Here is a 22519-nt window from a genome sequence, read left to right as displayed (position 1 = left end):
TTGCCCCCCGCGCCATATATCATCGGCGCTATGGGCGGCGGGCGCTACTCGATCGAGATCGAGCCGGAGGTACGGCTGTGGCTGGAGAACATTCCCGCCCATCACTACAAGCAGGCCGAACGCATCGCCGACCTGCTCGCCGAGCAGCCCACCACGCTCGACGAACCGCACTCCCGCCATCTGGGCGGCAAGCTCCGCGAGCTGCGCTTCCGCCTCGGCGATGCCCATCAGCGGATCACCTACTGGCTGGCGCCCGGCCGACGTGTCGTGCTGCTCACCGTGTTCCGCAAGACCAAGATGCGCGAGCAGGCCGAAGTGGACCGCGCCCACGCCGCACAGCGATTGTGCGAGGCAGAGCATAAAGCCGCCGCCGAGCACGACCTCTACAGCCGCAACCTCAAGGAGAACCGATGAACCACAGCGAATGGAGGACCCGTCGCCACCGTCAGCTGCTGGGCGAACACCTGGACGCTGACCCCGAGTACGACCGGGTCTACGAAGAGGCCGGTCTCGCCATGACGTTGGGCAAAGCCGTCTACAACCGGCGTAAGCAGCTGGGCCTGAGCGAGGCCGACCTCGCCGAGCGCATGCACGTCGACGTCGATGACATCGAAGGCATCGAGACGGCCACCGAGCTGCCGCCCATCGCGGTCATCATGCGCCTGGCCCGCGCACTGGACCTCACGGTGGACGTGCACCTCGCCGGCGGAGACGAGCCCACCGTCACCATCGTCGCACCAGCGGCCTGAGGCGGGGAGGAACCATGCAGGACCCGCCTTCCGCGCTCGCCCGTGAGCTCGGGCAACTCGTCCACGACCGGCGCCTCGAGCTCGGGCTGTCCCAGGCCGCGCTGGCCGAGCGGTGCGGAATGAAGCAGCCGCAGATCTCCCGCTTCGAAGGCGGCGGGACCGTGCCCACGCTTCCCCTCCTGCGCCGCCTGGCTCAGGCTCTCGGCGCCGACCTGACCATAAGCCTCACCCCGCACGACAAAGCCGCTTGACACGCATTCGGAATTCCTGGAATTCCCCAGGCGGCGTAGACCACCGACGGCAGTAGTGACGGCAACACCGGCGGACTTCAGTGCACACGCACGGACGTGGAACGGCTGTCAAACCGGAGCCTGACCAGCGAAGTAGCAGCTGACGGCGACCCCGCTCGCACACGTACTATGTGCTGGCTGGGGCGACCCCGGTACTCGTTCACAATTGCGGTAGCGGCGTAGCCCCCAACGGAAAGCCTTGTACCTGTAATGGCTCCAGTGATCCAACCGATCTGGAACTTGTTCAATCCATTGCAACGCGGGCGGAACGTAAGGTCGGAGGGAGCGGTGCCGTTGCAGGAACCAAAAAGCACACGTACGCCGAGAAGCTACTGGACCGGTATCAGGGAATTTATGGTTCACGTGGGTTGCTTGTAGAGCAGAGTTTCGCAGGAGGGGCTCCTATGCCTAAGGGGACGAGGGGCAGTGCTCGCCCAGATGTCTTTGATCCGGCGACTGGGATTGTCTATGATTACAAATTCCTCGTGAAACCCGGTCGGGGGATCGGGTAGCGGCAAGCCAATCTAAATGCCAACAACGTTCCAGGTGTGTCCCTGACGGTCGAGGTAAATCCATGAAAAATCCTAATGCTGCTACGGCGCGACGTGTGACCTTGGACTGGGAGTCTGCATTCCCCGGGTTTCATATCTGGCGCCGGTTGCATCTCCTGCGGCGAATTGGTCCGGTTCTGCAAGGCGTCTGCCTCGACCGGTCTACGTCTGGGGATGGGTATATCCCTACCGTGCACGTACACGCGCTGACCCGGCAGTTTCCAGCAGTCTCCCTGACTTTGGGTAGGCGACTTGAAAGGTCCTCGGGGCAGCCGGAGACGGTGCTCTTCGTGCGCCACAAAGATGAGTTTCACGCAGCTGTTGCTGCTCTCGCTGAGCAGTCCCACCTTTCCCTTAGTGATCCTCCGCCGCTGAGCGAGATCGTGAATGAATATCACTCGGTCTGTTCGGCTCGCCAGGAGAAAGGGCTTCCGCCCGGTGTGCTGGAGATGGAAGACAGTGTTCTCATTTCAGCAGCAGCTGGTGATGACAGACTGGTGGCTAAGGGATTGGTACTCGCAAGTGAGCTCGCTGCTAAATGGCCCAAATCTCGGCTTCCTCTCGACTGGATTTCGGCGGACTCGTGGATTGAGGGCCTAAAGGCTAAAGCGGGCGATCGTGATGGCCTAGAGAAGATCATTAGCGGTCAGGTGCTCGAACATAAGCTTGATGGTCTCTGATATTGAACCTCGCCTGAACGCCGGGAGTGCCCCTCCTTGTTTGAGGGGTGGCCCCACGTTTCGCTAAAGGCGGCACTGCCGAGGGCGCGAGAGCTACATGTATGTTGCTGTCGCGCCCTTGGTGTTCCAGCAGTATGTGCCCGACTTATTTTTGCACTCCCGTTTTCGGTCAGCCGAGTCGGACCAGTGTGAACCTCGATCCTTCAGCGGTGATCGTTGCCGCATAGGGTGATCACTTCGCCCTGATTTGTCTCTACTGTTCGCGGTCGGGGTCTTCGCATGTGGCTGTGGCTGCGCCGGGTTCCACGGTCCCGGGGTGCTACGGGGTTCTCCTTCCTGGTCTTCGTCGGGGCGGGGCCGTTTGTCGGGTGATGGCGGTCAGGCCGGTCAGACGCTGCCAGGCCAGGACAAACGCTTGCGCCAGCCCCTGCCTGATGCGCTTTGAGGACTCTCAATTATGGATGACATTGCACTGTCGGCGTCGCTCGCCCAGGCTGGGCTGGAGTTGTTGGGAGAGGTTGACTCGATCGATCCGCTCATCCCGCCCACCCTTGCAACCTTTGCTAGCAGTTGCTCCTCAGAGGAGGGGGCCCTCGGGGCCGCCGTGGATTTGGATGATCCGAGGGTGCGGGAAAAGGCGAACGCTGAATGGTATCGGCTGGCGCAGGATGGTGGGCTTTTGGCCGGAGTTGGCTCCCAATTTCTTGTGGCAGTCAACCGCGCGGAGCGTGATTCACCCCAGTGGTGGTGGGTTCGAGTTGAGCTGCTGAACGAGTGGGACATTGTTGGCGCGGGTGCGGCATCTAGAATTCTAGGGAATGGGCCCTGTCTTCCTTCATTTGTCATGCTTTCTCTGGATGGGAACGTCATCCTTAGGTGTGATGTTGGGCAGATGTCTATCGATTTCAGCATGGTGCGTGAACCTCAGCATGCCCAAACCCTCCGGCAGCATGGGGAATGGATGGTCGAGTGGCCGCGTACCGACGAATTCACCCGCGCTGCTACCCGGCGCTGGCTGGGCAGTCATCGTTAGCTCTTCTCTCCACAGCTGCCGATCTTGCGTGCGGCCGGTTGTCTGAGTCGGGGGTGCGACAGCAAACGGGAGCCCCAAGGTAGGGGCTCCCGAAGGTCTTTGACGGCAACGGTGACGGCAACGTCAGCGGACAGCTGCTGCGGCAGGCGGGTCGTCAGGGTGGTCGTTGGTCGGGCTGAGGGCGTCGCCCAGGGTGTCGATAGCCTGTCGCTGGAGACGGAGTCTCACGTGGGCGTAGACGCCGGCGGTGACGCCGATGTGAGCGTGACCGAGGAGTTCTTTGATCACGACGAGGTCGACGCCTTGTTCCAGGAGCAGGGTGGCCGTCGAGTGGCGCAGGTCATGGAAGCGGATGCGGCGGAGCCCGGCCCGGTTGAGGAGCCGACCGAAGCGCCGGGTCATGTTGGCCGGGTCGATCGGTCCGCCGGTAGGCGTGACGAAGACGAGCCCGCTGTCCTTCCAGCCCACCCCGGCTATCTTGCGTTCTGCTTCCTGACGTTGCCGGTGGTTCTTCAGCGAGTAGACACACTCGGTGGGGAGTGCGATGCGGCGTTCGGATGCGCGGGTCTTGGTGGGCAGAGCGGTCAGGCCACCGCTCTGGGTGCGTTGGAGGGACCGGCGGATGCTGGCGGTGCCCGCGTCGAGGTCGAGGTCTTCCCAGTGGAGGCCGAGGAGTTCGCCTTTGCGGAGTCCGGTGCGCAGGGCGAGTTCGTACAGCGCGTGGAGCCCGTCGCTACGGGCCGTGTCGAGGAACTGGCGGGCTTCGGTCGCGGTGAGAGGCTGGAAGCGCCTGGGCCGGGGCGCGGTGGTCTTCACGTTCCGGGCGATGTTGCCGGGTAGTTCGTCTTCTCGTACGGCGTGTTCCAGTGCCGACTTGAGCACCGAGTGCACATAGGTCACGGTCAAGGGGGACAGTCGCTTCTGGCAGCACTCGCTGATCGCGCAGCAGGCATTCCTTTCGGTGTCCAGCCCCTGGGCGCAGCACTGGCAGGTGGTGCGGAGCCGGTCGAGAAAGGTGCGTACGTCGCGTGCGGTCAGCCGCGCGACCTTCTTGGTGCCGAGGCCGGGGATGAGGTGGAGGCGTATGCAGGTGGCGTAGCGGGTGTGGGTGTTCTCGCGGAGCCGGTGGATGGCGACGCTGCCGAGCCAGTAGGTGAGGTAGTCGCCGACGGTGCTGTCTGCGGTCGCCACAGGGAGGCCGCGGTTACTGTCGGCGATCTTCGCGGCGAGTTTGTTGGCGGCGTCCTTGCGGGTGGTGCCGTAGACGCGGACGCGTTTGTGGCTGCCGTCGGCGGCGAGGACATATCCGGCGGCTTCCCAGCGGTCGTCCTTGCGCTGATAGATGGTGCCTTCGCCGTTGGCGCGGGCCTTCTTGCGCTTGGGGACGGTCATCGGGCGGCCTCTTCCAGGTGGCTCTGGATGTAGTCGTCCAGGGCGTGGGCGGGGATGCGGCGGGCGCGGCCGATGGTCAGTGAGGCCAGGCGCCGGGTGCGCAGGAGGTCGTAGAGGGCGGAGCGGCCGATCTTGAGGCGGGCCATGGCCCCGGGGACGGTGAGCAGTTCGTCGTCATGCATCGGCTGTCACCGCCTGTTCGCGCGCCGGGCTACCGCCGATGAGTACGGCGAGGCGTTCAAGGTCGGGTGTGAGGCCGATGCCGTCGAAGGCCCAGTGGGCGAGTACGAGCGTGGTTGCTTCGGGTGCGGGGGCGTGGCGGCGGTGCCAGACGGCGCGGGCGTCGCGGAGAGCTCCGAGGGTGGTGGAGTAGGTGCGGGTCTTGGTGGAGAAGTGGCCGCGGAAGCCGAGCATGTGGGCCAAGGCGCGCAGTTTCAGGTGTTCGAGGTCGCGGCGGGCGCCGAGTGCCCAGGCAGTGCGGATCATGCGGGCGGCGTGGTCGGGAATGGTTTCCTGGCTGAGTTCAGCGATCAGTTTCAGGCGGCGGTCGAGGGTGCCGGTCGCACTTTCGGCGCCCTTGGTGGCGTACTTGGCGACGTACCCGGCGACCTTGCCCTCGGTGATCGTGCTCCTGTCCTGGAAGGCGGCGGACCGGATGACCTTGACGTCGAGCTGCTTGCCGAAGCCGAAGGAGCAGGCGCGGCCGTCGATCTCCGGACCTTCAACGTGGGCGCTAGCGGCGGCAGTTTGGACGGCGTTGGCGAGCAGCTCCCCTGAGGGCCCTCGCCAGTGCGTCAAACGCAAGACGATGTGGAAAATAGTGACCAACTGGCCGTCCTCTGCCGGCCCCTGCCCGGCCCCACCCGTCCGGCACTCCCTGCACGGTGCCGGGGTGAGCGCCGCACGTCACGTCTGCCGCCTGGCCCTCGGCAGGGCCGCGCGATGATCTCCCGGTAGGCGCGGTGGGACAGGTGCCGGCCGCGGTGCCGTAGCACTGTTCTGCGGTTCGGTGAAGTCCTCGCCTGTCGGCGACGTCTCTCCGCCCACGGCGCGCTGCGTCGCGCAGAGGACGGGCTCCACGAAGACCTCTGGTACCGATTCCCATTGCGCTGAAATTCTCAGTTCACGGGAACAGAGGATTCGAGCTCAGCGGGTGGTTGGAAAACCCGGCATCGGGAGTGCGTACTGGCCAGTAGTGAATAGTTGCAACCACGCATGACCCTGGGGCCACAGGCAGTAGCCTGTGGCCCCGGCCCGTTCAAGGAGCCGCATGTCCCGCACCACCCCCTCACGTCCGATCGACATCGAGAGGATCTTCCCGGACCTCGCTGTCCATCGCCGCAGCACGACGCGCCTGCATCCGCGCCCAGGCGCTCCGGAGCCCGGCGACAGCTCGGTGGGCGGACCGCTCCTCTGGCCGGCGGATGAACCGTGGCCGGTCTGTTCTGAGCGGCACCGGCGGGGTTACGGGGAGCGGACGGCGGACGTACGGCTGCGCCGTCGCATCCTCGCCGAGGCGTGGAGCCGGGTTCCCGCTCCGGGGCAGCGTCCTGGTCCCACGGACGAGGAGGGCGACGTGCTGCGCTCACTCAAGCGGGGGCGCCATGCCCCCTTGCTCGGAGAAACGGACCCGATTCCCCTCCTTGCGGTGGCCCAGTTGTTCCGGCGGGACGTGCCCGACCTCGGCGGGCCGGCCGATCATGATCTGCTTCAGATCCTGTGGTGCCCGTTCGATGCGCATCACGGCCGCCATGAGCCCGCTGTCACTCTGCTCTGGCGCCGGTCTTCCGAGGTCGGTGACGTCCTGGCCGTTCAGCCGGAACCCGAAGTGGTTGGCTCCGAGGGGTACGTTCCCGCGTCGTGCACGCTCGACCCCGAGCAGGTCGTCGAACATCCGGACATCGAGCTGCTCCCGGACGACCTGCGGGAGCGCATCGACGCGTGGGAGGGCGACGAGGACGACCTGGACGAGGACGCGGTCCTCTACCGGTCCGACCTGTCGGTCGCACCCGGATGGAAGGCCGGCGGATTCGCTTCCTGGCACGGGACGGGTCGCGCCGACGTGCTCTGCTCGTGTGGGGCTCGGACGGACCTGCTGGTGACGGTGGCGAGCGGTGAGTGGGACGGCGGGAACCGCAGCTGGACTCCGCTGGAGGACCGTGCAACTGCGGACGCCAGAGGCACCAATATTCCCACCCAGGTCACCGTGGGCCGCTGGGGCTCCATGAACGTCTTCTTCTGCCGGGCGGACCCCACCCACCCGCCACGGCTCAGCTTCCAGGGCTGACCTTGCCACCACGCCCTGACCGACCGGGCCACCCGGCGCGGCGCGGGCCTTGGGGCGGCAAGGGCTGGTTCATGTCTGCCGCCAGGCCTGCCAGGGCCTGGTGATGATCTCCTGGTACGTGTGGTGGGACGGGTTCTGGCCGCAGTGGCGCAGTACCCAGTTCTGCGGTTCGGCGAAGTCCTCGCTTGTCGGTGAGGTCTCGCTGTCCACGGCGCACTGCATCACGTACAGGACCGGCTCCGCGTCCCGCTCGCGGTCGGGTTGGAGAGTCCAGGTTTCGTAGCGCAGGACCGAGCGAGGGGTCACCGTCCCCACCTCCGGTTGGCCGCGGCCACCTTCGCGCTCAACTCCTCCGTCGGAGCCGGCGGACGAACATCCTCGGGCGGTACGTCCCTCGGCTCCGCGGACGAGGGTGGTGTCCGGCTCGGGCAATCGCTCACGGGGCACGCGGCTTCAGTGGGATCGCTCGCGTGGACCCGATGTGGGGCCCGGCTGGCGTCCGGCGGCGCGGACGGTGTCGTACGCGTCCAGGACACAAAGGGCTCCGACGTCCTTGCGGAATTCGCGGTCGGTGAACCGTCCGACGGCTTCGGCGAATCGGTCAGAGCACTTGCGTGGCATCCGGACGGTCGGCATCTCGTTACCGGCACGCACGGTGGCCGAATCCAGATCTGGGACGCCGAATCCGGAACGCCGGTGGCGGTGTTCGAAGACCGGGGGCCCTGGCCAGGAGCCGTGGTCATCACGCCGCAGGGCGACCGTCTGATGGTCGGCGGCCGTGGCGGCGCGGTACGGGTCTGGGACCTGGACGCTTCGCTGCACGGCACGCCGTCGGTAGCACTTGGCGGGCACCGGGATTCGGTTCTCGCAGGGGCCGTCAGCCCGGACGGCGCCGTGGTCGCGACCGGTGGCATGGACCAAGTGGTGCGGCTCTGGAATGCGGCTACTGGTGCGTCGGTGGCGACCTGCGAGGGGCTCGGCGGATGGGTGCGATCGGTCGGGTTCAGTGCCGACGGCGAACGCGTTGTCGGGACCGACTGCGGCGGGACGGTCGCTGTTTGGGACCGCACGGGCGGTCGTCCCCTGTCGAGTACGTGGTTCGGCGGTACTGAGCAGCGGATTAGGCACGTTCCGTCCGACGTGTCGGCGGGCAGTTGGCGTATCGAGGCCGCCCGGCACGACTGGCCGGCCATGCGGTGCGGCTGCGGCCGAGGCGCGCGCCACGTTCCGTACAGCTTCGCCACGCTGGTCGCGGCGAGAACCGAGGAAGAAGCCGAGGCGGTCGACCTGGCCGATGACATCGAGACGGGCTCGATGCTGTTCGAGGCTGCCGCCCCGGTTGCCTCGATGATCGTCGCGGCACTCCGCGAGAAGGACCTCTCCGCTCCGTCGAGGCTGGCCATGCTGGACCTGCTCCTCGGTCTGGTCACGGGGGAGTCCGACAGCAGCGAGGTCGCACTCGACAGGCCGTTCCTGGAGGTCGAGTGCCGTGAAGCCATCCGTGGCAGCATTCCCGCGCTGAAGGGAGAACTGAAGCGCGAGGGTGTTCCCGGCGCGGCCGACCTCGTCCTTGAGATCCTGGAAAGCCTCGATGGGAACCAGGGGGAGTCGGCCGGGTAGCTTCGGCCCGTAGCCCGGGAGTTGTTGCGCGCTGGTTCACCGGACTCAAAGAGAGGATGCAGACGCCCGGCTGGAGCCTCCAGCCGGGCGTTTCGCACAGGTGCGAGCGACCTGGATGATGAAATCGATCTGCCGCAGGTCAAGCAGTCCAGGAAGAAACGGAACCTGGTAACTCTCACGCAGGACCCGGTGAACACGCCATGGATGAGAGACATCGCGGTGGGTGCCAGAGGCGTGATGGCTGACCAGCCGGAGCCCGAAGTGGTGGGGTCCCAGGGGTACGTGCCGTCCCCGTGCACGCTCGATCCCGAACAGGTGGTGGAGTATCCGGACCCCGGCCTGCTTCCGGAGGATCTGCGGGAGCGGACCGATGCCTGGGAGGGGGATGAGGACGATCTGGACAAGGATGCGGTCCTGTACCAGTCCGATTTGTCGACCGTGCCGGGCTGGAAGGCGGGCGGCTTCGCAATCGCCGCCGTGAACATCCCGACCCTGGTCGACCTCGGCTACGAGAACGCCGACGACGGCTTCCGCCACCCCGTCAAGAAGCCCGCGGGAGGCAAGTTGACCGAGGCCCAGCAGACGTACAACAAGGTTATCCGCGGCATCCACGGCGTCTGCGAGCGCGCCAACTCCCTGCCCAAGACCACCTTCACGGCCCTGCGCCGGGTCAGTCTCGATTCCAGTCGCATCACGAAGATCGCCGCCGCAGCCCTCGTACTGCTACAGCTCGAGTACGAGCGCACCATCTGAACGATCACGGACCGTCATGATCAATTACTGGGAAAGGCTCAATGATCACAGATGAGTTCAGGCAGGGTCTCGCGAGGGTTCGTGAAGCCATCGACTCCAGCGAGGAGTGGAGTATCTTCAATTCTGTTCCGGAAGGCGTCTCCCGGCGGCCAGAATTGGATGCTCCCGAGGAGTACCTGGATTTCTTGCTGGCTGCCGACGGAGTCATCATGGGGTCAGTGGTGATCCTCGACAGGAAGTTCGCTCAGAAGTCGCAGGCATTGATTTCCCCTGGCATGGCCGAAGTTCCCGAAGATCCGGCCAACTGGTTTGTCGTCGGGAAGGTCAACGAGAATCCTGTGCTGGCCAATCGCCGGGACGGCTCGATCTGGACCTACCCCGACATGTTGACGTCCTGGTGGGCGAGCCGCCGATTCGAGCGAGTGGCGGACAGCCTCGCCGAGTTCGTGTCGGAGTACGCACTCGGACCGGGATACCTGCGCATCACGGGTTCCTCGGAATCCGATGAGTGGTGGCAACTGCTGCGTTATCTGGGAAACGTGTAGAGAGCGACGCCCTGTGACACCGCTCGCTCTCCGCGAGCGGCAAGCGCAGCGGTGCGCCGAACCGGACCGACCGCGTCCGGCACAGGTGGAAAGCTCGGCCGGGCGTTCTCGTGGTTGCGGCAAGCAGACCGGGCGAGCAAGGGAACGACGGCCCTTCAGCCGCCGTACGTGCCGCAGAAGCGGTCTGTCGGGGGAGTTGAGAGCGCTGTGGCCGTACGCCGGTGTCGTCGGTCGTCTACTCGTTGGTGAAGTGGTCGAACTCCCCGCCCGTACGCCCTTCGTGAATGCCCTCCCCCTGGCGCGGGTCGTCGTGACCACGGTGTCGGCGGCATCAGTCCCTCGCAGGTGCACAGAGCCGTCGCTCCCGAAGGCGATCTCGATCCCACGGTCCCGGCCCGGACGTGTCCTCGGGGGCGGCGCGGGTCCAGGCGAGGGATGCCGGGTCGCCGTCAGGCACGGGGTGCGGCTCTATCCGCCGAACGTACGCAGCTACGCACGTCAGCTCGGCATGCCGGCGGTGCCGATCGGTATCGCCCTGGTGACCGAGGAGAGCGTGCTGCTGGCAGAAAACGGCGACATCATCTTCGCGGGTGACGCCGGGATGCAGCGCGTGGGGAATGGGTTCGCTGCGGCGGTGAAGGCGTTCGTGTCCGGCACCTGGGACAAGAGGTTCTTATGATGATCCCGAGCGGAACGGTGCGGTGTCCCCGGAGAAGTGAGTCCACATCGGGACGACGAGTCCTGTCGAATCGGTGAGTGAGGGAGACTTGTGGCTGTTCTGATCGACCATCTCGAAGCACGACTGGGCCGGCTCGTCGGCACGTGGTCGGTCAGGGAGGGGGCTCCCGAAGGTGCGGCGCAGGTGGGTTACTTCGACGGTGGCGTCTTCGAGGGTGTTCAGTCCTACTCCACCACCACCCTGCACCGGACGCATCTGGTCTCTCCCATCACGGGGGAGCCCCAGCATCTGGAGTTGCTCGGTTGCAACCGCCCTGTTGCCGGGGATGAGTGCGGCCCGTTTCCAGGAGTGCTGGAGTGGGTGGCGGAGCGCCTGGCGACGGCCGGGAAGGCGGTTCTTCGCGGGGATGTCTTGTCCTTGCCGATGCCGCTGCGTCCGGGCGGGTCCCTGACGGCCCTATACGCGGCCATGCCGGTCTACTTCGACGACGGCTTCTTCTCCGTCGCACTGGAGAACGGGACGCATGTGTCGGTGGTGTGGCTGGTGCCGCTTCACCGTGCGGAGGCGGAGTACGTGGAGAAGTACGGCTGGCCGGCTTTCGAGAGCGAATTGACGACGCAGGACCCCGATCTGTTCGACCTCGAGCGCCCGCAGATGAGTCTGTAGAACCTGAAGCCGCGCGGGACCCTGGCCCGTGTAAGGAGACGCATGTCCCGCACCGGTCCCGCCTGCTCGGTGGGCATCGAGAGCGATTTCCCGGAGTTGGTCGCCCACCGGTGTACGGCCACACGGTTGCATCCGCGCCCGGGTGTCCCCAGGCGTCACGACAGCTCGGTGGGCGGGCCGCTCCTGTGGCCGGCGGACGAGCCGTGGCCGGTCCGCACGGAGCGGCACCGGCGGGCGTACGGGGAGCGGACGGCGGACGTACGGCTGCGCCGTCGCGTCCTCGCCGAGGCGTGGGGGCGGGTTCCCGCTCCCGGGCAGCGTCCAGGTCCCACGGACGAGGAGGGTGATGTGCTCCGGTCACTCAAGCAGGGGCGCCACGCCCCCTGGCTCGGGGACACCGACCCTTTCCCCTTCCCGCGCCGGCCCAGTTGTTCCGGCGGAACGTACCCGACCTCAAAAGCCCGGCCGATCACGATCTGCTCCAGATCCTGTGGTCTCCCTTCGGCGCGCATCACTCCAGGGCCGAGGCCCGCCACCGGCACCGAAGCGGGGGCCTGGAGGATTTGGGCGGGGTTGCCGGTCTCCAGGCGGTGAAGGCCGCACTCGTCAGCGCGCGGACCACACCGCCCGCGCGCCCCCGGCGCTCTGCGCCGTGTAGCGTGCCGCCTTCCCGATCGCCGTCACCGCGTCGGCGGTGCGGCGCGGAGACGATCGGACCGTACGGCTGAACTCGACGTGCAGAAAAGGGAGTTCGGCCGTCGCCGCAGCCCGGCCCTGGACGTTCGTGCGGCCCTCCAGGGAGCAGCGGCGCACCCAGACGCGGCAGACCTCGAAGCCCTCTCGCCGTAGTGCCGTCGCCAGCCCCTCGCCCCAGGCGCGGCCGTGGTCGCCCTTCCCGGTGGAGACGATCACGTCGTAGTCCGGTTCGGTGGAGTCGGCGTAGCCGTGGAGCTGGATGCCGGGCAGCCGGTGGGCGACCAGTTCGGCGCAGACCGCGTGGAAGACGGTGTCCCGGCGGTGGGCGACATCGGCCGCGCCGCCCTCGCCCGCCCTGCGGTTCGCGCCCGCCAGGACCATGACCCCGCCCGGTGTGGCCCGCCAGGCGCCCACGCCCAGCTTCTCGCTGTCGGTGTCGGCGACCGGGTGCGGGATCTGGACGGACCAGGTCGCGGCCGGGCGTGACAGATCGATGTATACGCGTCCCCAGCCACGGGCGGATTCCCGTGCCCGGTCGGCTATCTCGGCGAAGCGCCGGCCGGTGGCCGTGTCCGTGAACGTGGCCACCCCGAAGTCGACCTCGGCGAGGAGCCGTGCGGCGTCCTTGTGGCGGCCGTCGAGATAGAGCCCGACGCCGTCGGAGATGGTGTGGCGGTCCAGGGCTGTCGGTGGGTGGAAGGCGCTGCGGCGGATCGTGTCGTGGGTGAACTCGTCGATCCGGGCTGCCAGGTCGACGCCGTCACGGGGCCGGGCATGCTGCGGCCGGTCCTTGTCGGAATCCCCTCCTCCGGAGGGGGTGACGAGCACCACAACAGCCGCTACGACAGCTGTGACCAGCAATGTTGCAGAGATCGTCGAATTTTTGGGCCGTTTGCTCGTCATATTCAAGTAAAAATACATGGGTGACCCCACGTTCTTATGTTCCCTTCACCTCTCGCGCTGCCCTGGCCGTGCTCCTCGCACTGGCCGCCACGGGCTGTTCCCTCCTGGGCAGTGATGCCGAGTCCGGTGGGAGTGGCTCGGCCAAGGGCGGAGGGGCATCGTTCACCGTCGCCGCGGCCGGTGACGTCCTGATCCACCCGCCGCTGATCGAGCAGGCCCGCAAGGACGCGAAGGCCGAGGGGAAGCAGGGGCTCGACTTCGACCGGCTCATGGCCGGGGTGAAGCCGGTCATCTCCCGCGCGGACCTGGCGATCTGTCACTTCGAGCCGGTGGTGGGCAAGCCGAACGGGCCGTTCCGCAGCTACCCGGACTTCCTGGTGCCGCCGCAGATCACCACCGCGGTGAAGCAGGTCGGTTACGACACCTGCTCGACCGCGTCGAACCACACCCTCGACCACGGCCGGTCCGGAGTGAAGCGCACCCTCGACGCCCTCGACGAGGCCGGGCTGAAGCACACCGGTTCGGCACGCAGCCAGGCCGAGGCCGACAAGCCGCTGATCATGGACGTGAAGGGCGTCAAGGTGGCGCAACTCTCGTACGCCTTCGGCTTCAACGGGCGCGAGGTCCCGGCCGGCACGCCCTGGATCGTCAACCAGAACGACTTCGGCCGGATCAAGGAAGCCGAGAAGCGGGCCCGCGAGGCCGGCGCCGATGTGGTCATCCTGAGCATCCACTGGGGGCGCGAGCACCACCCCGAGCCGAGCTCCGGGCAGATCAAGCTGGCGCGCAGGCTCGCCAGGGAGACCGGCATCAACCTGGTCATCGGCCATCACGCCCATGTCGTGCAGCCGATGGAGAAGGTCAACGGGACCTGGATCGCGTACGGGTTGGGCAATCAGGTCGCCCGGCACGACGTGCCGTCCGGACTGACCGAGGAAGGCATCATCGGCTGGTTCGAGTTCCACAAGCGCGGCGGGTCGTGGGACGTGCAGGCGCGGTACGTACCGACGCTCATCTCCATTCCGCCCGAGGCGGACGAGGCGCACCCGGCGCCGTCCGACGCGGTGCAGGACCACCGGCTCATCGATGTGGCCGCGGCGCTGCGCGACGACAAGGAGCTGACGCCCGAGGAGCGGGCCCGCTACCGGCTGGCGTTCGAGCGCACCCAGGGCACGATGCTCAACCGCGGGGCCGCGCAGGACGGACTGAAGCCACTGGAGAAGCTGCCCGACTGACCGCCGGACGAGGGCGAGCCGTGAAGGTGGTCGGTGATGACGGTCAGGTGAACGCGGGATGGCTCCGGGGTTCGCCGGACCGCCCCCGTGGCTTGATTCGAGTGGTCTGCGTCACAACCGTCGCCTTCACTACAACCGTTCGGAATACGAACGAGTCATGATCTTCCGCGTAGACGTTCGATTCTCCGGGTGTACCGACATGCCCTGAGGTCCGAAAGACCCCGAAAGAAGCAGAAGCAGCGGAAATTCCGTTTCGAGCGGAAGTTCCTTCTGCTCCTGCGGTGCCGACAGCTCCTGCGGTGTCGACAACTCCCGCAGTGCCGGACGTACCAGAAACACAAGAAGTTCCAGAAGGGATGCACCATGGCCGCCTCGCCTGTGAAGCGGCGACACAAGGTCCGCCGCCGGGCCGACATGTCGCTGCTGGGTGGTATACGGCCGCCCATCGCGGTCCTCTCGGTCCTGCTGCTCTCGCTCGCCGCCATCACCGCGCTCGGTCTGGGCCGCACGGCGCAGGACCGCGTACCCGAGGCGGTGCTGACCTCCCAGCAGCAGTTCGCCGAGGACGGTGCCATCGCGCTGCGCGCCTCCATCGACGAGAGCTTCACCGACCTGGGGCGGACCGCCGGCCTGTTCAACGCCGCGGACCCGATCTCTCCCGACGCCGTGCTCGACAAGATCAGCAGCGTCTACCAGAAGTGGACCGGCACAGCGGTCGTCGAGATCTCCTCCGGCAAGCTGCTCGCCGCCCGTGGCGAGAACGTCCCCCTCGCCGCGATCGACACCGCGAAGCTCAGTGACAAGGACGCGCTCCGCCCCCGCATGGTGAAGCTGGCCAACGGAGAGACCCGGCTGCTCTCCTTCGCGCTGCTCTCCTGGCCCGGCGCCCCGCAGCAACTCCTGGTCGCCTCCAACAATCTGAAGTTCCCCGGCATCAGCCTGGGCCAGTTCCGCTCCATCGCCGTCATCGACGCGGACGCCGACATCCTCGCCAGCGACGGCATCCCGCAGCCCGAGCAGCTGCTCACCGACACCCAGCGCGCCGACGCCAAACGTGCCGACAAGCAGCTGAAGAGCTTCGCGAAGACCGCCGCGGTCAAGGTCCGCCGGCACCCGATGTCCGCCAAGGAGCCCGGCGCCGGCGGCTTCCCCGGCGTCAGCGGCAGCCTTCTCGGCAACGTGCACACGGGCGACCGGAGCGTCGCCGGCTACGCCTCGCTCGCCGGCCCCCAGCCCGGCGAGCCCACCGTCGCCACCGGGCTCGGCCTCAGCGTCGTCGCCATGGTCCCGGTGGCCGAGAACCCCGCCGTGGTCGCCGGACCGTTCTTCGGCCTGGTGGCCGCGGGCTCCCTGGTCGTCGTCGGAGCACTCGCCGTCGCGCTGCTCCTGGGCACTGTCCAACGGCCCCTGATCCGGCTCTTCCTGGAGAGCCGACGGCTGACCCGCGGCGACCTCAACCGACCGGTCAGCGCCCCCGCCTACGGCGAAGCGGCCCGGATCGGGAACTCCCTGGAACGGCTGCGCCGTCAGATGCTCGGCGAAGCGGGATCCACCGAGCCGCCCCGGCGCGGCCGGCTCGGCGGCTTCGGCAGCCGCGGACTGATCGTCGTCTGCGGCGTGCTGGTACTCGCCTGGTGCGCCCCGATGCTGCTGCTCCTCAACCGGGCCGATGCCACCGCCGTCGTACCGCAGCAGCTGGTCAACGACCAGCGCGAGCGCACCGACACCCTCACCGACCGGGTGCGCCGGGCCCTCAACGAGGGACAGGCCGACCTGCTGTCGGTCGCCACCCTGATCGGCGCCGACACCTCACCCGCCGATATGCGCACCGTCCTGGAACGCACCCGCCTGGAGCACGACCGCTACCAGTCGCTGTACGTCGTCGACGGGTCCGGAAAGATCGTCTCGCAGACCGGGGACACCCCGCACCAGCCGGCCGGCAAGGCATCCGCCGGCGAGCTGATCCGGGTGCTCAACGACTCCGGCAAGAAGCCGGTCATCGCCGCTCAGGCCGGGATACCCGGCCGCGACGGCGCCACCGTCGTCGGCGAGTTCCGGATCGAATTCATCAACAGTCTGCTCAAGCGGCCCGGCCTCGGCCAGGTCAGCATCGTCGACGCCAAGCAGCGGATCATCGGCGGCAACACTGGCTACCGCGCCTTCCAGGAACTGCCCGGCGAACGGCTGCGGACGCTCGTGACCGGCACCAACCAGAAGACCGGTAAGAGCATGCACCCCAGCGGCATCCTGTACCGCGACGGGGGCAAGGCGCAGATCGCCGCGGCCGCGCCCTTCGTCGGCGGCGGGGCGGCGAAGACCCTCGGCTGGACCGTGGTCAGCCAGCAGCCCGCGAGCTCCCTCGCCATCCCCGAGTACCGGAGGCAGAACCTCACAGTGCTCGCCGGGCTGCTGGGGATGGCCGCGGCCAGCGCCTGTCTGGGCTGGCTGCACATCGTCGTCGTACGCCCGCTGCGCGCCCTCGCCGACCAGGCCGAGGCGCTCGCCGGCGGTGACCGGCGCACCGTCCTCTATCCGCGCCACCACGACGAGGTCGGCGCCGTCACCCGCTCCCTGGAACTGCTGCGCCAGCAGCTCCCGGCGCAGCAGAAGCGCGAACCCGCGCCGACGGCGCCCACGACCTACGCCGAAAGGACCTGACCGGCCGTGCTGTTCCTTTACACCGTGCTGGTGGTGTGCTGCGCGATCCTGCTGACAGCGGGCATCGTCGAGCAGCGACGCCACTTCATCAACCTGGAGCGAATACCCGCCCGGGTCCTGGTGAACGGCATCCGCGGTAAGTCCTCCATCACCCGGCTCTGCGCGGGCGCACTGCGCGGCGGCGACCTGGTGACCGTCGCCAAGACCACCGGTACGGCGGCCCGGTTCATCCACCCGGACGCCACCGAGGAGCCCGTCTACCGCAAGTTCGGCCTGGCCAACGTCGTCGAGCAGATCGGCATCGTGCGCCGCGCCGCTTCGTACGACCCGCAGGCCCTGGTCATCGAGTGCATGGCGGTGATGCCGGCGCTCCAGGAGATCAACCAGTCCAAGCTGATCCGCTCCACGATCGGCGTGCTCTGCAACGTCCGCGAGGACCATCTCGCCGAGATGGGCCCGACCCTCGACGACGTGGCGCGCTCGCTCTGCCGCTCCATGCCGGAGGGCGGCATCTGTGTGACCGCCGAGGTCGAACGGTTCGCGATCCTCCAGGAGGAGGCCGACGCCCGCGACTGCGAGCTCATCTACGCCGACCCCGAGACGGTGAGCGACGCGGAACTGCGCGGCTTCAGCTGGTTCACCTTCAAGGAGAACGTGGCCATCGCGCTGAAGGTCGCCGAACTGCTCGGCGTGGAGCGGGAAACCGCGCTGAAGGGGATGTACGACGCCCCGCCGGACCCGGGAGTCCTCTCCGTCGAGAGGTATGTGACGCCGGACGGCAAGAAGCTGCGGTTCGCCAACGTCTTCGCGGCCAACGACCCCGAGTCGACGCTGATGAACGTCAACCAGCTGCTGGACCTGGGCGCCGTCCACCGGCCGCTGAACGTCGTCATCAACTGCCGCCCCGACCGGGTCGAGCGCAACGGCCAGATGGGCGAGATCATCCCCGATCTCCAGCCCGACAAGGTCTTCGTCATCGGCCACCCGGCCAAGAGCGCCATCGACGCTATCCCCGCCGAGTGGCGCGGCCGCGCGGTGGACCTGGGCGGTGACCGACGCGACCCGGAGGAGTTCATGCGGGAGCTGCTCGGCGGCCTCGGCCCCGACTCGTCGCTGATCGCCATCGGCAACATCCACGGCCAGGGCGAACTCCTGCTGGAGCACCTCAGCGAGCTCCCGCCCGACGAGACCCCGGACGAGCGGCCCGACGAGACCCCGGGCGCGCAGCCCGGGGAGCACTCCGAGGAGCACTCCGAGGAGACCCCGGACGAGCAGCGGCACCCGCAGGCCCCGCAGCACATCCGGCATGACGAGACGCTGCCGCTCCAGCAGTACCGGCCGCATCTGGACCCGTACGCGCCCTACCCGGAGGCGTACGAGACCCGCTACCAGCCGCACCCCACGGTCCAGGCCCCGGTGGTCCAGGCACCGGACCCGGTCCAGGCACCGGACCCGGTCCAGGCACCGGACCCGGTCCAGGCACCGGACCCGGTCCAGGCCCAGGCCCCGGTCCAGGCCCAGGCCCCGGTCCAGGTGCCGGTCCCGCTGCAGGAACGGGCCCGGACGCGCGGCATGTTCGAGCCCGCGCTGCACCCGGACCGCCAGGCCCAGGACCGCCAGGCCTCGGACCGCCAAGCCCAGGAGCACCAGCCCCCGGAGCGCCAGCAGCAACAGTCGGAGCACCAGCCGGAGCGCCAGCAGCCCGTGCAGCAGCCGTACCAGCCCGTACAGCCCGAGCACCAGCAGCCCGTGCAGCCGTACCAGCACGAGCAGCAGCCACCGCAGCAGCGGGGCCCGCACCAGGACCCGCACCCGCCGCAGGACCCCAACCAGCAGAGCCGGCAGAACAGCGCAGGAGACCCCCGTTGATCCCCACCGTCCTGACGCCCGAGATCGCCGCCATCGGCATCGCGCTCGGCCTGATGTTCTCCCTGGTCTGCTACTTGACGACCAACCTCTCACCCGGCGGCATGATCACCCCCGGCTGGCTGGCGCTGACCCTCGTCGAGGATCTCCAGCGCGCGGCCATGGTGGTCGGCGTCACCGTCCTCACGTACGTCAGCGTGCTCCTGCTCCAGAAGGTCGTCATCCTCTACGGGAAGCGGCTGTTCTCCGCGGTGGTGCTGACCGGGGTCATCCTCCAGGCGACCGTGATGATCGTGCTCCAGGTGGAGTTCCCGCTGATGTACGCCAACCAGACCCTCGGCTTCATCGTCCCGGGTCTCATCGCCTACCAGCTGGTCCGCCAGCCGAAGGGCGCGACGCTGCTGGCCACCGGCTCGGTCTCGCTGCTCGCCTACGTCGTCCTCACCGCCGGCATCCTGCTCGGCGCCCTTACGTCTGCCTGAGGTGATCTCATGACCGCTCCCCGCACCAAGCAGTCCAAGCGCCCCCGCCAGATCCTGCACGCCGTCACGGTGGTCGCGCTGCTCGCCGGCAGCGCGTATTTCACGGTCGAGCTCCGCAAGGAGGAACAGGCCAAGGCGCCCGCTGTCCAGGCCATCACGGACAAGCCGGCGGGAGCCGCGCTGAACTCCGGGAAGCAGTCCTGGGAACGGCTGAACACACCCGCGCGCACGGTCCTGCGCGACGGCGGCGGCAAGGTCCTCGCCACCTTCACCGACCGCGCCCGCACCGCCACGCTCACCGGCCCCTCCCGTACCTTCACCGAACCCACCAACACCAAGTCCCGGGTGGTCACCGAGAACTGGGTGCGGCTGATGCCGGAGAAGTGGAAGAAGGGCGCCGAGAAGCAGCAGTGGTTCAAGGAGTGGTTCAAGGACAACTTCGGCAGCGAGGAGGACGACCTGTTCGCCTTCGCCTTCCAGTACGTCGAAGGGGCGCCGGTCAAGAAGGACGACGAGGGGGTCTCCTACGCCGGGGACGCCCAGTTCGGACCCCTCAACCCGGTCGGCAGCGAGGGCAACGACCTGCGCCTGGAGGAGTCGGACTTCTTCGACTACCTGGGCATCCCGTACACCTTCCGCAACGGGGTCACCCGCCAGCCCGAGAAGATCCGCTACCGGGCCATGGACTGCTCGGGCTTCATGCGGACGATCTTCGGCTACCGCGCCCGCTACCCGCTCGCACCCCTCGACGGCCAGGGCGACGGGCTGCCCCGCACCGCCAACGGCATCGGCCGCTCCAAGCTCGGCGCCGATGTCATCCCGCTCAAGGGCATCACGCCCGCGGACCGGCCCACCTCGATCGACGTGCTGCAACCGGGCGACCTGGTCTTCTTCAAGCTCGACCAGCGCACCGGGCAGCGGCTGGACCACATCGGCATGTACATGGGCCACGACTCGGACGGCCACCTGATCTTCGTCTCCAGCCGGGAGGAAGTGAACGGCCCGACCATCGGCGACAAGGGCGGCACCTCACGCCTCGACGGCAACGGCTACTACGCGGCGACCCTGCGCAGCGCGAAGCGGCTCTGACGGCTCCACAGCCCGCTCCGAGCGCGACGAGGGCATGGACCACCGGATTCCCGGCGGCCCATGCCCTTCTCGCGAGGCGGAACCACGGGCCGGATGCCGCGTCCCGGCGGTCGGCACGGGCCAGTTCACCCAATGGCCGCCCCTCGGCCACACCCGGCATTCGCCCCCGACACCTCGACCGGCTGATGTACATGCGTGCTGATCTCGCTGGTGGTGCCCTGCTTCAACGAGCAAGAGTTACTCGAACGCTTCCATGAACGCGTGACGGATGAGATGACCCGGCTGGGTCACGCGTTCCAGCTCGTGTACGTCGACGACGGAAGCACCGACCGGACCCTGCCGATCCTGCGGGAGCTGGCCGCCGCCGATCCACGGGCCCGCTACGTCTCCTTCAGCCGCAACTTCGGCAAGGAGGCCGCCATGCTGGCCGGTCTCCAGCACGCCGAGGGCGACGCCGTCGTCATCATGGACGCCGACCTCCAGCACCCGCCGGAGCTCGTCGGCCGCATGCTGGAGGAGCACGCGCACGGCTACGACCAGGTGATCGCCCGGCGCACCCGCAAGGGCGACCGCGTCACCCGGACACTCACCGCACGCGCCTACTACTGGCTGATCAACCGGCTGGTGGACGTGGAACTCGTCGACGGGGTGGGGGACTTCCGGCTGCTGTCCCGCCGGGCCGCCGACGCCGTACTCGAACTCACCGAGTACAACCGGTTCTCCAAGGGCCTCTTCGCCTGGGTCGGATTCCCCACCACGACGTTCAGCTACGAGAACGCCGTCCGGGAGGAAGGGCGCTCCGCCTGGACCTTCGGGAAGCTGCTGAACTACGGACTCGACGGGCTCCTCTCCTTCAACAACAAGCCGTTGCGTGCCGCGCTCTACCTCGGCCTGCTGCTGTTGTCCCTGGCCCTCGTCTACTCCGGGTGGATCGTCGGCGTCGCCCTGGTGAACGGGGTCGACACCCCCGGATACGTCACCCTCCTCGTCGCGGTCACCGCCCTCGCCGGGGTCCAGATGGTGATGGTGGGGGTGGTCGGGGAGTACGTCGGCCGGATCTACTACGAGGTGAAGCGCCGCCCGCACTACCTGGTGAAGGACACCAACACCGTGAAGGACACCGGCACCCGCGCCCGCGCGACGGCACCGCGGCCGGAACCCCTGGAGTTCGTACGCCGATGACGGTCAAGGCACAGCTGGCCCGCTTCGCCCTCGTGGGCGTCGTGAACACCGCCACGTACTACGGCTGTTACCTCGCCCTGCTGACCTGGCTGCCCTACCTGGCCGCGCATGTGGCCGGCTTCGCGCTCAGCATGACCGGTTCGTTCTTCCTCAACTCCTTCTTCACCTACCGGACCCGGCCCACCTGGCGGAAGTTCCTCCTCTTCCCGCTCACCAACGCCGCCAACTTCGTCATCACCACCGGCGGTGTCTACCTGCTGGTCGACCTGGCCGGGTTCAGCGACCGCTACGCCCCGCTCGTCGCGGCCGCGGCCGCCGTCCCGATCACCTTCGTGGTCTCGCGCACGATCATGCTGCGGCCGGACCTCCCCGGCGAAACCGGTCGAGCGCGCCGGCTGAGCCGGGCCATCGGCAGCCCGCGTTCCTGATTTCCCCTCTACTCCTCGAACCGGCCCGGACCGTGGTCCGGGCACCGGCGCGGCGGGCGGTACGCAGGAGGGATTCCCGTGTGGCAAGGTATCCCGGCATGCGTGCTGAGCTGGGCGAGCGCCGCGGGGGAGAGGCCTTCGTCTCCCGTAGCCCTGAGGGGTTCCGCCCTCGGTGTGGTTCTCCGCGTCCGGCTCGCCGCAGCGAATTCAATTGATCCGTCCGAGAGGTGTGTTGTGAACGCGAGAAGACGCCGGGCCCTGCGGGCTGCCGTTGCGCAGATGCTTGAGCCCGGCGAGCAGGTCGAGACCACGTCCCTCGTGAATCTGAGCGAGGTCTCCTTCAAGAAGAACATCGCGATGGGGCTTGCCGCGGCGGTCCTGAGCGGTGGGACGATGACCGTGGCGGCGGCTCCGCAGCCGATGTACCTCGCGACCACCGGGGAACGTCTGTTTCTGTTCCAGGCCAATCAGGTCTTCGCCAAGCCGGACCGGCACGTGGCGACGTTCCACATCAAGGATGTGAAGCGGTCCGAGGTCAAGCGCGGGCTGGTGAAGCATTCGTTCGTCCTGTTCGACGAGTCCCTGGGGAGTGCACTGCGCATCTTCTTCCCGCGGTTCGCGAAGTCGGAACTGGACGTGGTGGCCGGACAGATCACCGTGGCGACGGTGTAGGGACCGGACGGCCGGGTGCGGGCCCCGCTTCGCGGCCCGCATCGCCCCGGCGCGCGACGGCGT

Annotated in this window: 23 protein-coding genes and 2 pseudogenes; 20 read left to right on the top strand and 5 right to left on the bottom strand. The window is 67.8% G+C overall.

Features of this window, described 5'->3' with window-relative positions:
* The first annotated feature begins 30 nt into the window (after window positions 1–30).
* The 5 genes from FHX80_RS10220 to FHX80_RS10200 all read left to right on the top strand — a co-directional run bounded on the left by FHX80_RS10220 (window position 31) and on the right by FHX80_RS10200 (window position 3303).
* The gene (locus tag FHX80_RS10220; RefSeq protein WP_145767193.1) at window positions 31–414 is read left to right on the top strand and encodes a type II toxin-antitoxin system RelE/ParE family toxin; all 384 of its coding nucleotides are present in this window, start codon (window positions 31–33) and stop codon (window positions 412–414) included.
* Window positions 411–749, top strand: a complete 339-nt coding sequence (locus FHX80_RS10215) for a helix-turn-helix domain-containing protein (protein WP_103532846.1) — start codon at window positions 411–413, stop codon at window positions 747–749. The genes FHX80_RS10220 and FHX80_RS10215 overlap by 4 nt, the downstream gene beginning before the upstream one ends.
* 14 nt (window positions 750–763) lie before the next feature.
* Window positions 764–1000, top strand: a complete 237-nt coding sequence (locus FHX80_RS10210; RefSeq protein WP_145763909.1) for a helix-turn-helix domain-containing protein — start codon at window positions 764–766, stop codon at window positions 998–1000.
* An 880-nt stretch (window positions 1001–1880) separates the two neighbouring features.
* A complete protein-coding gene (locus tag FHX80_RS10205) occupies window positions 1881–2270 on the top strand; it encodes a hypothetical protein (protein ID WP_145763908.1) in 390 nt (129 codons plus the stop codon).
* Between the two features lie 457 nt (window positions 2271–2727).
* A complete protein-coding gene (locus FHX80_RS10200; RefSeq protein ID WP_145763907.1) occupies window positions 2728–3303 on the top strand; it encodes a hypothetical protein in 576 nt (191 codons plus the stop codon).
* Between the two features lie 123 nt (window positions 3304–3426).
* On the opposite strand, the gene FHX80_RS10195 is transcribed toward FHX80_RS10200, so the two are convergent.
* Genes FHX80_RS10195 through FHX80_RS10185 form a run of 3 tightly spaced genes read right to left on the bottom strand, consistent with a single transcriptional unit; the run spans window position 3427 to window position 5499 of the window.
* Window positions 3427–4695, bottom strand: a complete 1269-nt coding sequence (locus FHX80_RS10195) for a tyrosine-type recombinase/integrase (RefSeq protein WP_145763906.1) — start codon at window positions 4693–4695, stop codon at window positions 3427–3429.
* Window positions 4692–4877, bottom strand: coding sequence for a helix-turn-helix domain-containing protein (locus FHX80_RS10190; RefSeq protein WP_145763905.1), 186 nt, complete (start codon window positions 4875–4877; stop codon window positions 4692–4694). Before FHX80_RS10190 ends, FHX80_RS10195 begins: the two co-directional genes overlap by 4 nt.
* On the bottom strand, window positions 4870–5499 hold the full coding sequence (locus FHX80_RS10185) for a replication initiator (protein WP_425281680.1): 630 nt from the start codon (window positions 5497–5499) through the stop codon (window positions 4870–4872). The genes FHX80_RS10190 and FHX80_RS10185 overlap by 8 nt, the downstream gene beginning before the upstream one ends.
* 466 nt (window positions 5500–5965) lie before the next feature.
* On the opposite strand from FHX80_RS10185, the gene FHX80_RS10180 reads away from it, so the two are divergent.
* Window positions 5966–6982, top strand: a complete 1017-nt coding sequence (locus FHX80_RS10180; RefSeq protein ID WP_145763904.1) for a hypothetical protein — start codon at window positions 5966–5968, stop codon at window positions 6980–6982.
* Between the two features lie 69 nt (window positions 6983–7051).
* Here the strand turns inward: FHX80_RS10180 and FHX80_RS10175 are convergent, their stop codons facing one another.
* Complete coding sequence (locus tag FHX80_RS10175; protein ID WP_145763903.1) at window positions 7052–7297, bottom strand: DUF7848 domain-containing protein; 246 nt, start codon at window positions 7295–7297, stop codon at window positions 7052–7054.
* On the opposite strand from FHX80_RS10175, the pseudogene FHX80_RS36745 reads away from it, so the two are divergent.
* From FHX80_RS36745 to FHX80_RS10145, 6 genes and pseudogenes are all read left to right on the top strand, one after another.
* Window positions 7244–7678, top strand: a pseudogene (locus FHX80_RS36745) (WD40 repeat domain-containing protein); the annotation flags it as partial. The gene FHX80_RS10175 and the pseudogene FHX80_RS36745 sit on opposite strands and share 54 nt — an antisense overlap.
* Window positions 7679–8602, top strand: coding sequence for a WD40 repeat domain-containing protein (locus tag FHX80_RS10170; RefSeq protein WP_244318197.1), 924 nt, complete (start codon window positions 7679–7681; stop codon window positions 8600–8602). It abuts the pseudogene before it with no gap.
* Window positions 8603–9073: 471 nt separating this feature from the next.
* Window positions 9074–9355 (top strand): annotated as a pseudogene (locus FHX80_RS36740) (transposase family protein); the annotation flags it as partial.
* A gap of 41 nt (window positions 9356–9396) precedes the next feature.
* Window positions 9397–9900: a hypothetical protein gene (locus tag FHX80_RS10160; protein ID WP_145763901.1), complete on the top strand. Its 504-nt coding sequence runs from the start codon at window positions 9397–9399 to the stop codon at window positions 9898–9900.
* Between the two features lie 460 nt (window positions 9901–10360).
* Window positions 10361–10579 carry a hypothetical protein gene (locus FHX80_RS10150; protein WP_145763900.1) on the top strand — a complete coding sequence of 73 codons (219 nt, stop codon included), beginning with the start codon at window positions 10361–10363 and terminating at the stop codon, window positions 10577–10579.
* 90 nt (window positions 10580–10669) lie between these two features.
* Window positions 10670–11245, top strand: a complete 576-nt coding sequence (locus FHX80_RS10145; RefSeq protein ID WP_145763899.1) for a suppressor of fused domain protein — start codon at window positions 10670–10672, stop codon at window positions 11243–11245.
* 606 nt (window positions 11246–11851) lie between these two features.
* On the opposite strand, the gene FHX80_RS10140 is transcribed toward FHX80_RS10145, so the two are convergent.
* Window positions 11852–12769 (bottom strand): hypothetical protein, encoded by a 918-nt coding sequence (locus FHX80_RS10140; protein ID WP_167523388.1) that lies wholly within the window; start codon window positions 12767–12769, stop codon window positions 11852–11854.
* Between the two features lie 95 nt (window positions 12770–12864).
* Between FHX80_RS10140 and FHX80_RS10135 the strand changes: the two genes are divergently transcribed.
* The 8 genes from FHX80_RS10135 to FHX80_RS10100 all read left to right on the top strand — a co-directional run bounded on the left by FHX80_RS10135 (window position 12865) and on the right by FHX80_RS10100 (window position 22456).
* Window positions 12865–14079 (top strand): CapA family protein, encoded by a 1215-nt coding sequence (locus FHX80_RS10135; RefSeq protein WP_375884997.1) that lies wholly within the window; start codon window positions 12865–12867, stop codon window positions 14077–14079.
* Window positions 14080–14493: 414 nt separating this feature from the next.
* Entirely contained in the window at window positions 14494–16737 is a 2244-nt protein-coding gene (locus FHX80_RS10130; protein WP_145767192.1) for a cache domain-containing protein, read from the top strand.
* A 6-nt stretch (window positions 16738–16743) separates the two neighbouring features.
* Window positions 16744–18606 (top strand): poly-gamma-glutamate synthase PgsB, encoded by a 1863-nt coding sequence (pgsB, locus tag FHX80_RS10125; protein WP_145763896.1) that lies wholly within the window; start codon window positions 16744–16746, stop codon window positions 18604–18606.
* Window positions 18603–19085: a poly-gamma-glutamate biosynthesis protein PgsC/CapC gene (locus tag FHX80_RS10120; protein ID WP_145763895.1), complete on the top strand. Its 483-nt coding sequence runs from the start codon at window positions 18603–18605 to the stop codon at window positions 19083–19085. The genes pgsB and FHX80_RS10120 overlap by 4 nt, the downstream gene beginning before the upstream one ends.
* A 9-nt stretch (window positions 19086–19094) precedes the next feature.
* On the top strand, window positions 19095–20174 hold the full coding sequence (locus tag FHX80_RS10115) for an NlpC/P60 family protein (RefSeq protein WP_145763894.1): 1080 nt from the start codon (window positions 19095–19097) through the stop codon (window positions 20172–20174).
* Between the two features lie 195 nt (window positions 20175–20369).
* Window positions 20370–21356 (top strand): glycosyltransferase family 2 protein, encoded by a 987-nt coding sequence (locus FHX80_RS10110; protein WP_145763893.1) that lies wholly within the window; start codon window positions 20370–20372, stop codon window positions 21354–21356.
* Window positions 21353–21784 carry a GtrA family protein gene (locus FHX80_RS10105; protein WP_145763892.1) on the top strand — a complete coding sequence of 144 codons (432 nt, stop codon included), beginning with the start codon at window positions 21353–21355 and terminating at the stop codon, window positions 21782–21784. The genes FHX80_RS10110 and FHX80_RS10105 overlap by 4 nt, the downstream gene beginning before the upstream one ends.
* 279 nt (window positions 21785–22063) lie before the next feature.
* Window positions 22064–22456 carry a hypothetical protein gene (locus FHX80_RS10100; RefSeq protein ID WP_145763891.1) on the top strand — a complete coding sequence of 131 codons (393 nt, stop codon included), beginning with the start codon at window positions 22064–22066 and terminating at the stop codon, window positions 22454–22456.
* The last annotated feature ends 63 nt before the right edge of the window (window positions 22457–22519 follow it).

Source organism: Streptomyces brevispora, from assembly GCF_007829885.1.
GTDB classification, from domain to species: domain Bacteria; phylum Actinomycetota; class Actinomycetes; order Streptomycetales; family Streptomycetaceae; genus Streptomyces; species Streptomyces brevispora.
The sequence above is the reverse complement of the archived record's forward strand: the minus strand, read 5'-3'. Positions and strand labels throughout refer to the sequence as shown.

Coding starts and splice junctions, on each gene's coding strand:
- FHX80_RS10200 (WP_145763907.1), top strand. CDS start 2,728: ATGGATGACATTGCACTGTCGGCGTCGCTCGCCCAGGCTGGGCTGGAG.
- FHX80_RS10105 (WP_145763892.1), top strand. CDS start 21,353: ATGACGGTCAAGGCACAGCTGGCCCGCTTCGCCCTCGTGGGCGTCGTG.
- FHX80_RS10210 (WP_145763909.1), top strand. CDS start 764: ATGCAGGACCCGCCTTCCGCGCTCGCCCGTGAGCTCGGGCAACTCGTC.
- FHX80_RS10215 (WP_103532846.1), top strand. CDS start 411: ATGAACCACAGCGAATGGAGGACCCGTCGCCACCGTCAGCTGCTGGGC.
- FHX80_RS10130 (WP_145767192.1), top strand. CDS start 14,494: ATGTCGCTGCTGGGTGGTATACGGCCGCCCATCGCGGTCCTCTCGGTC.
- FHX80_RS10160 (WP_145763901.1), top strand. CDS start 9,397: ATGATCACAGATGAGTTCAGGCAGGGTCTCGCGAGGGTTCGTGAAGCC.
- FHX80_RS10220 (WP_145767193.1), top strand. CDS start 31: ATGGGCGGCGGGCGCTACTCGATCGAGATCGAGCCGGAGGTACGGCTG.
- FHX80_RS10190 (WP_145763905.1), bottom strand. CDS start 4,877: ATGCATGACGACGAACTGCTCACCGTCCCCGGGGCCATGGCCCGCCTC.
- FHX80_RS10115 (WP_145763894.1), top strand. CDS start 19,095: ATGACCGCTCCCCGCACCAAGCAGTCCAAGCGCCCCCGCCAGATCCTG.
- FHX80_RS10180 (WP_145763904.1), top strand. CDS start 5,966: ATGTCCCGCACCACCCCCTCACGTCCGATCGACATCGAGAGGATCTTC.
- FHX80_RS10195 (WP_145763906.1), bottom strand. CDS start 4,695: ATGACCGTCCCCAAGCGCAAGAAGGCCCGCGCCAACGGCGAAGGCACC.
- FHX80_RS10100 (WP_145763891.1), top strand. CDS start 22,064: ATGCTTGAGCCCGGCGAGCAGGTCGAGACCACGTCCCTCGTGAATCTG.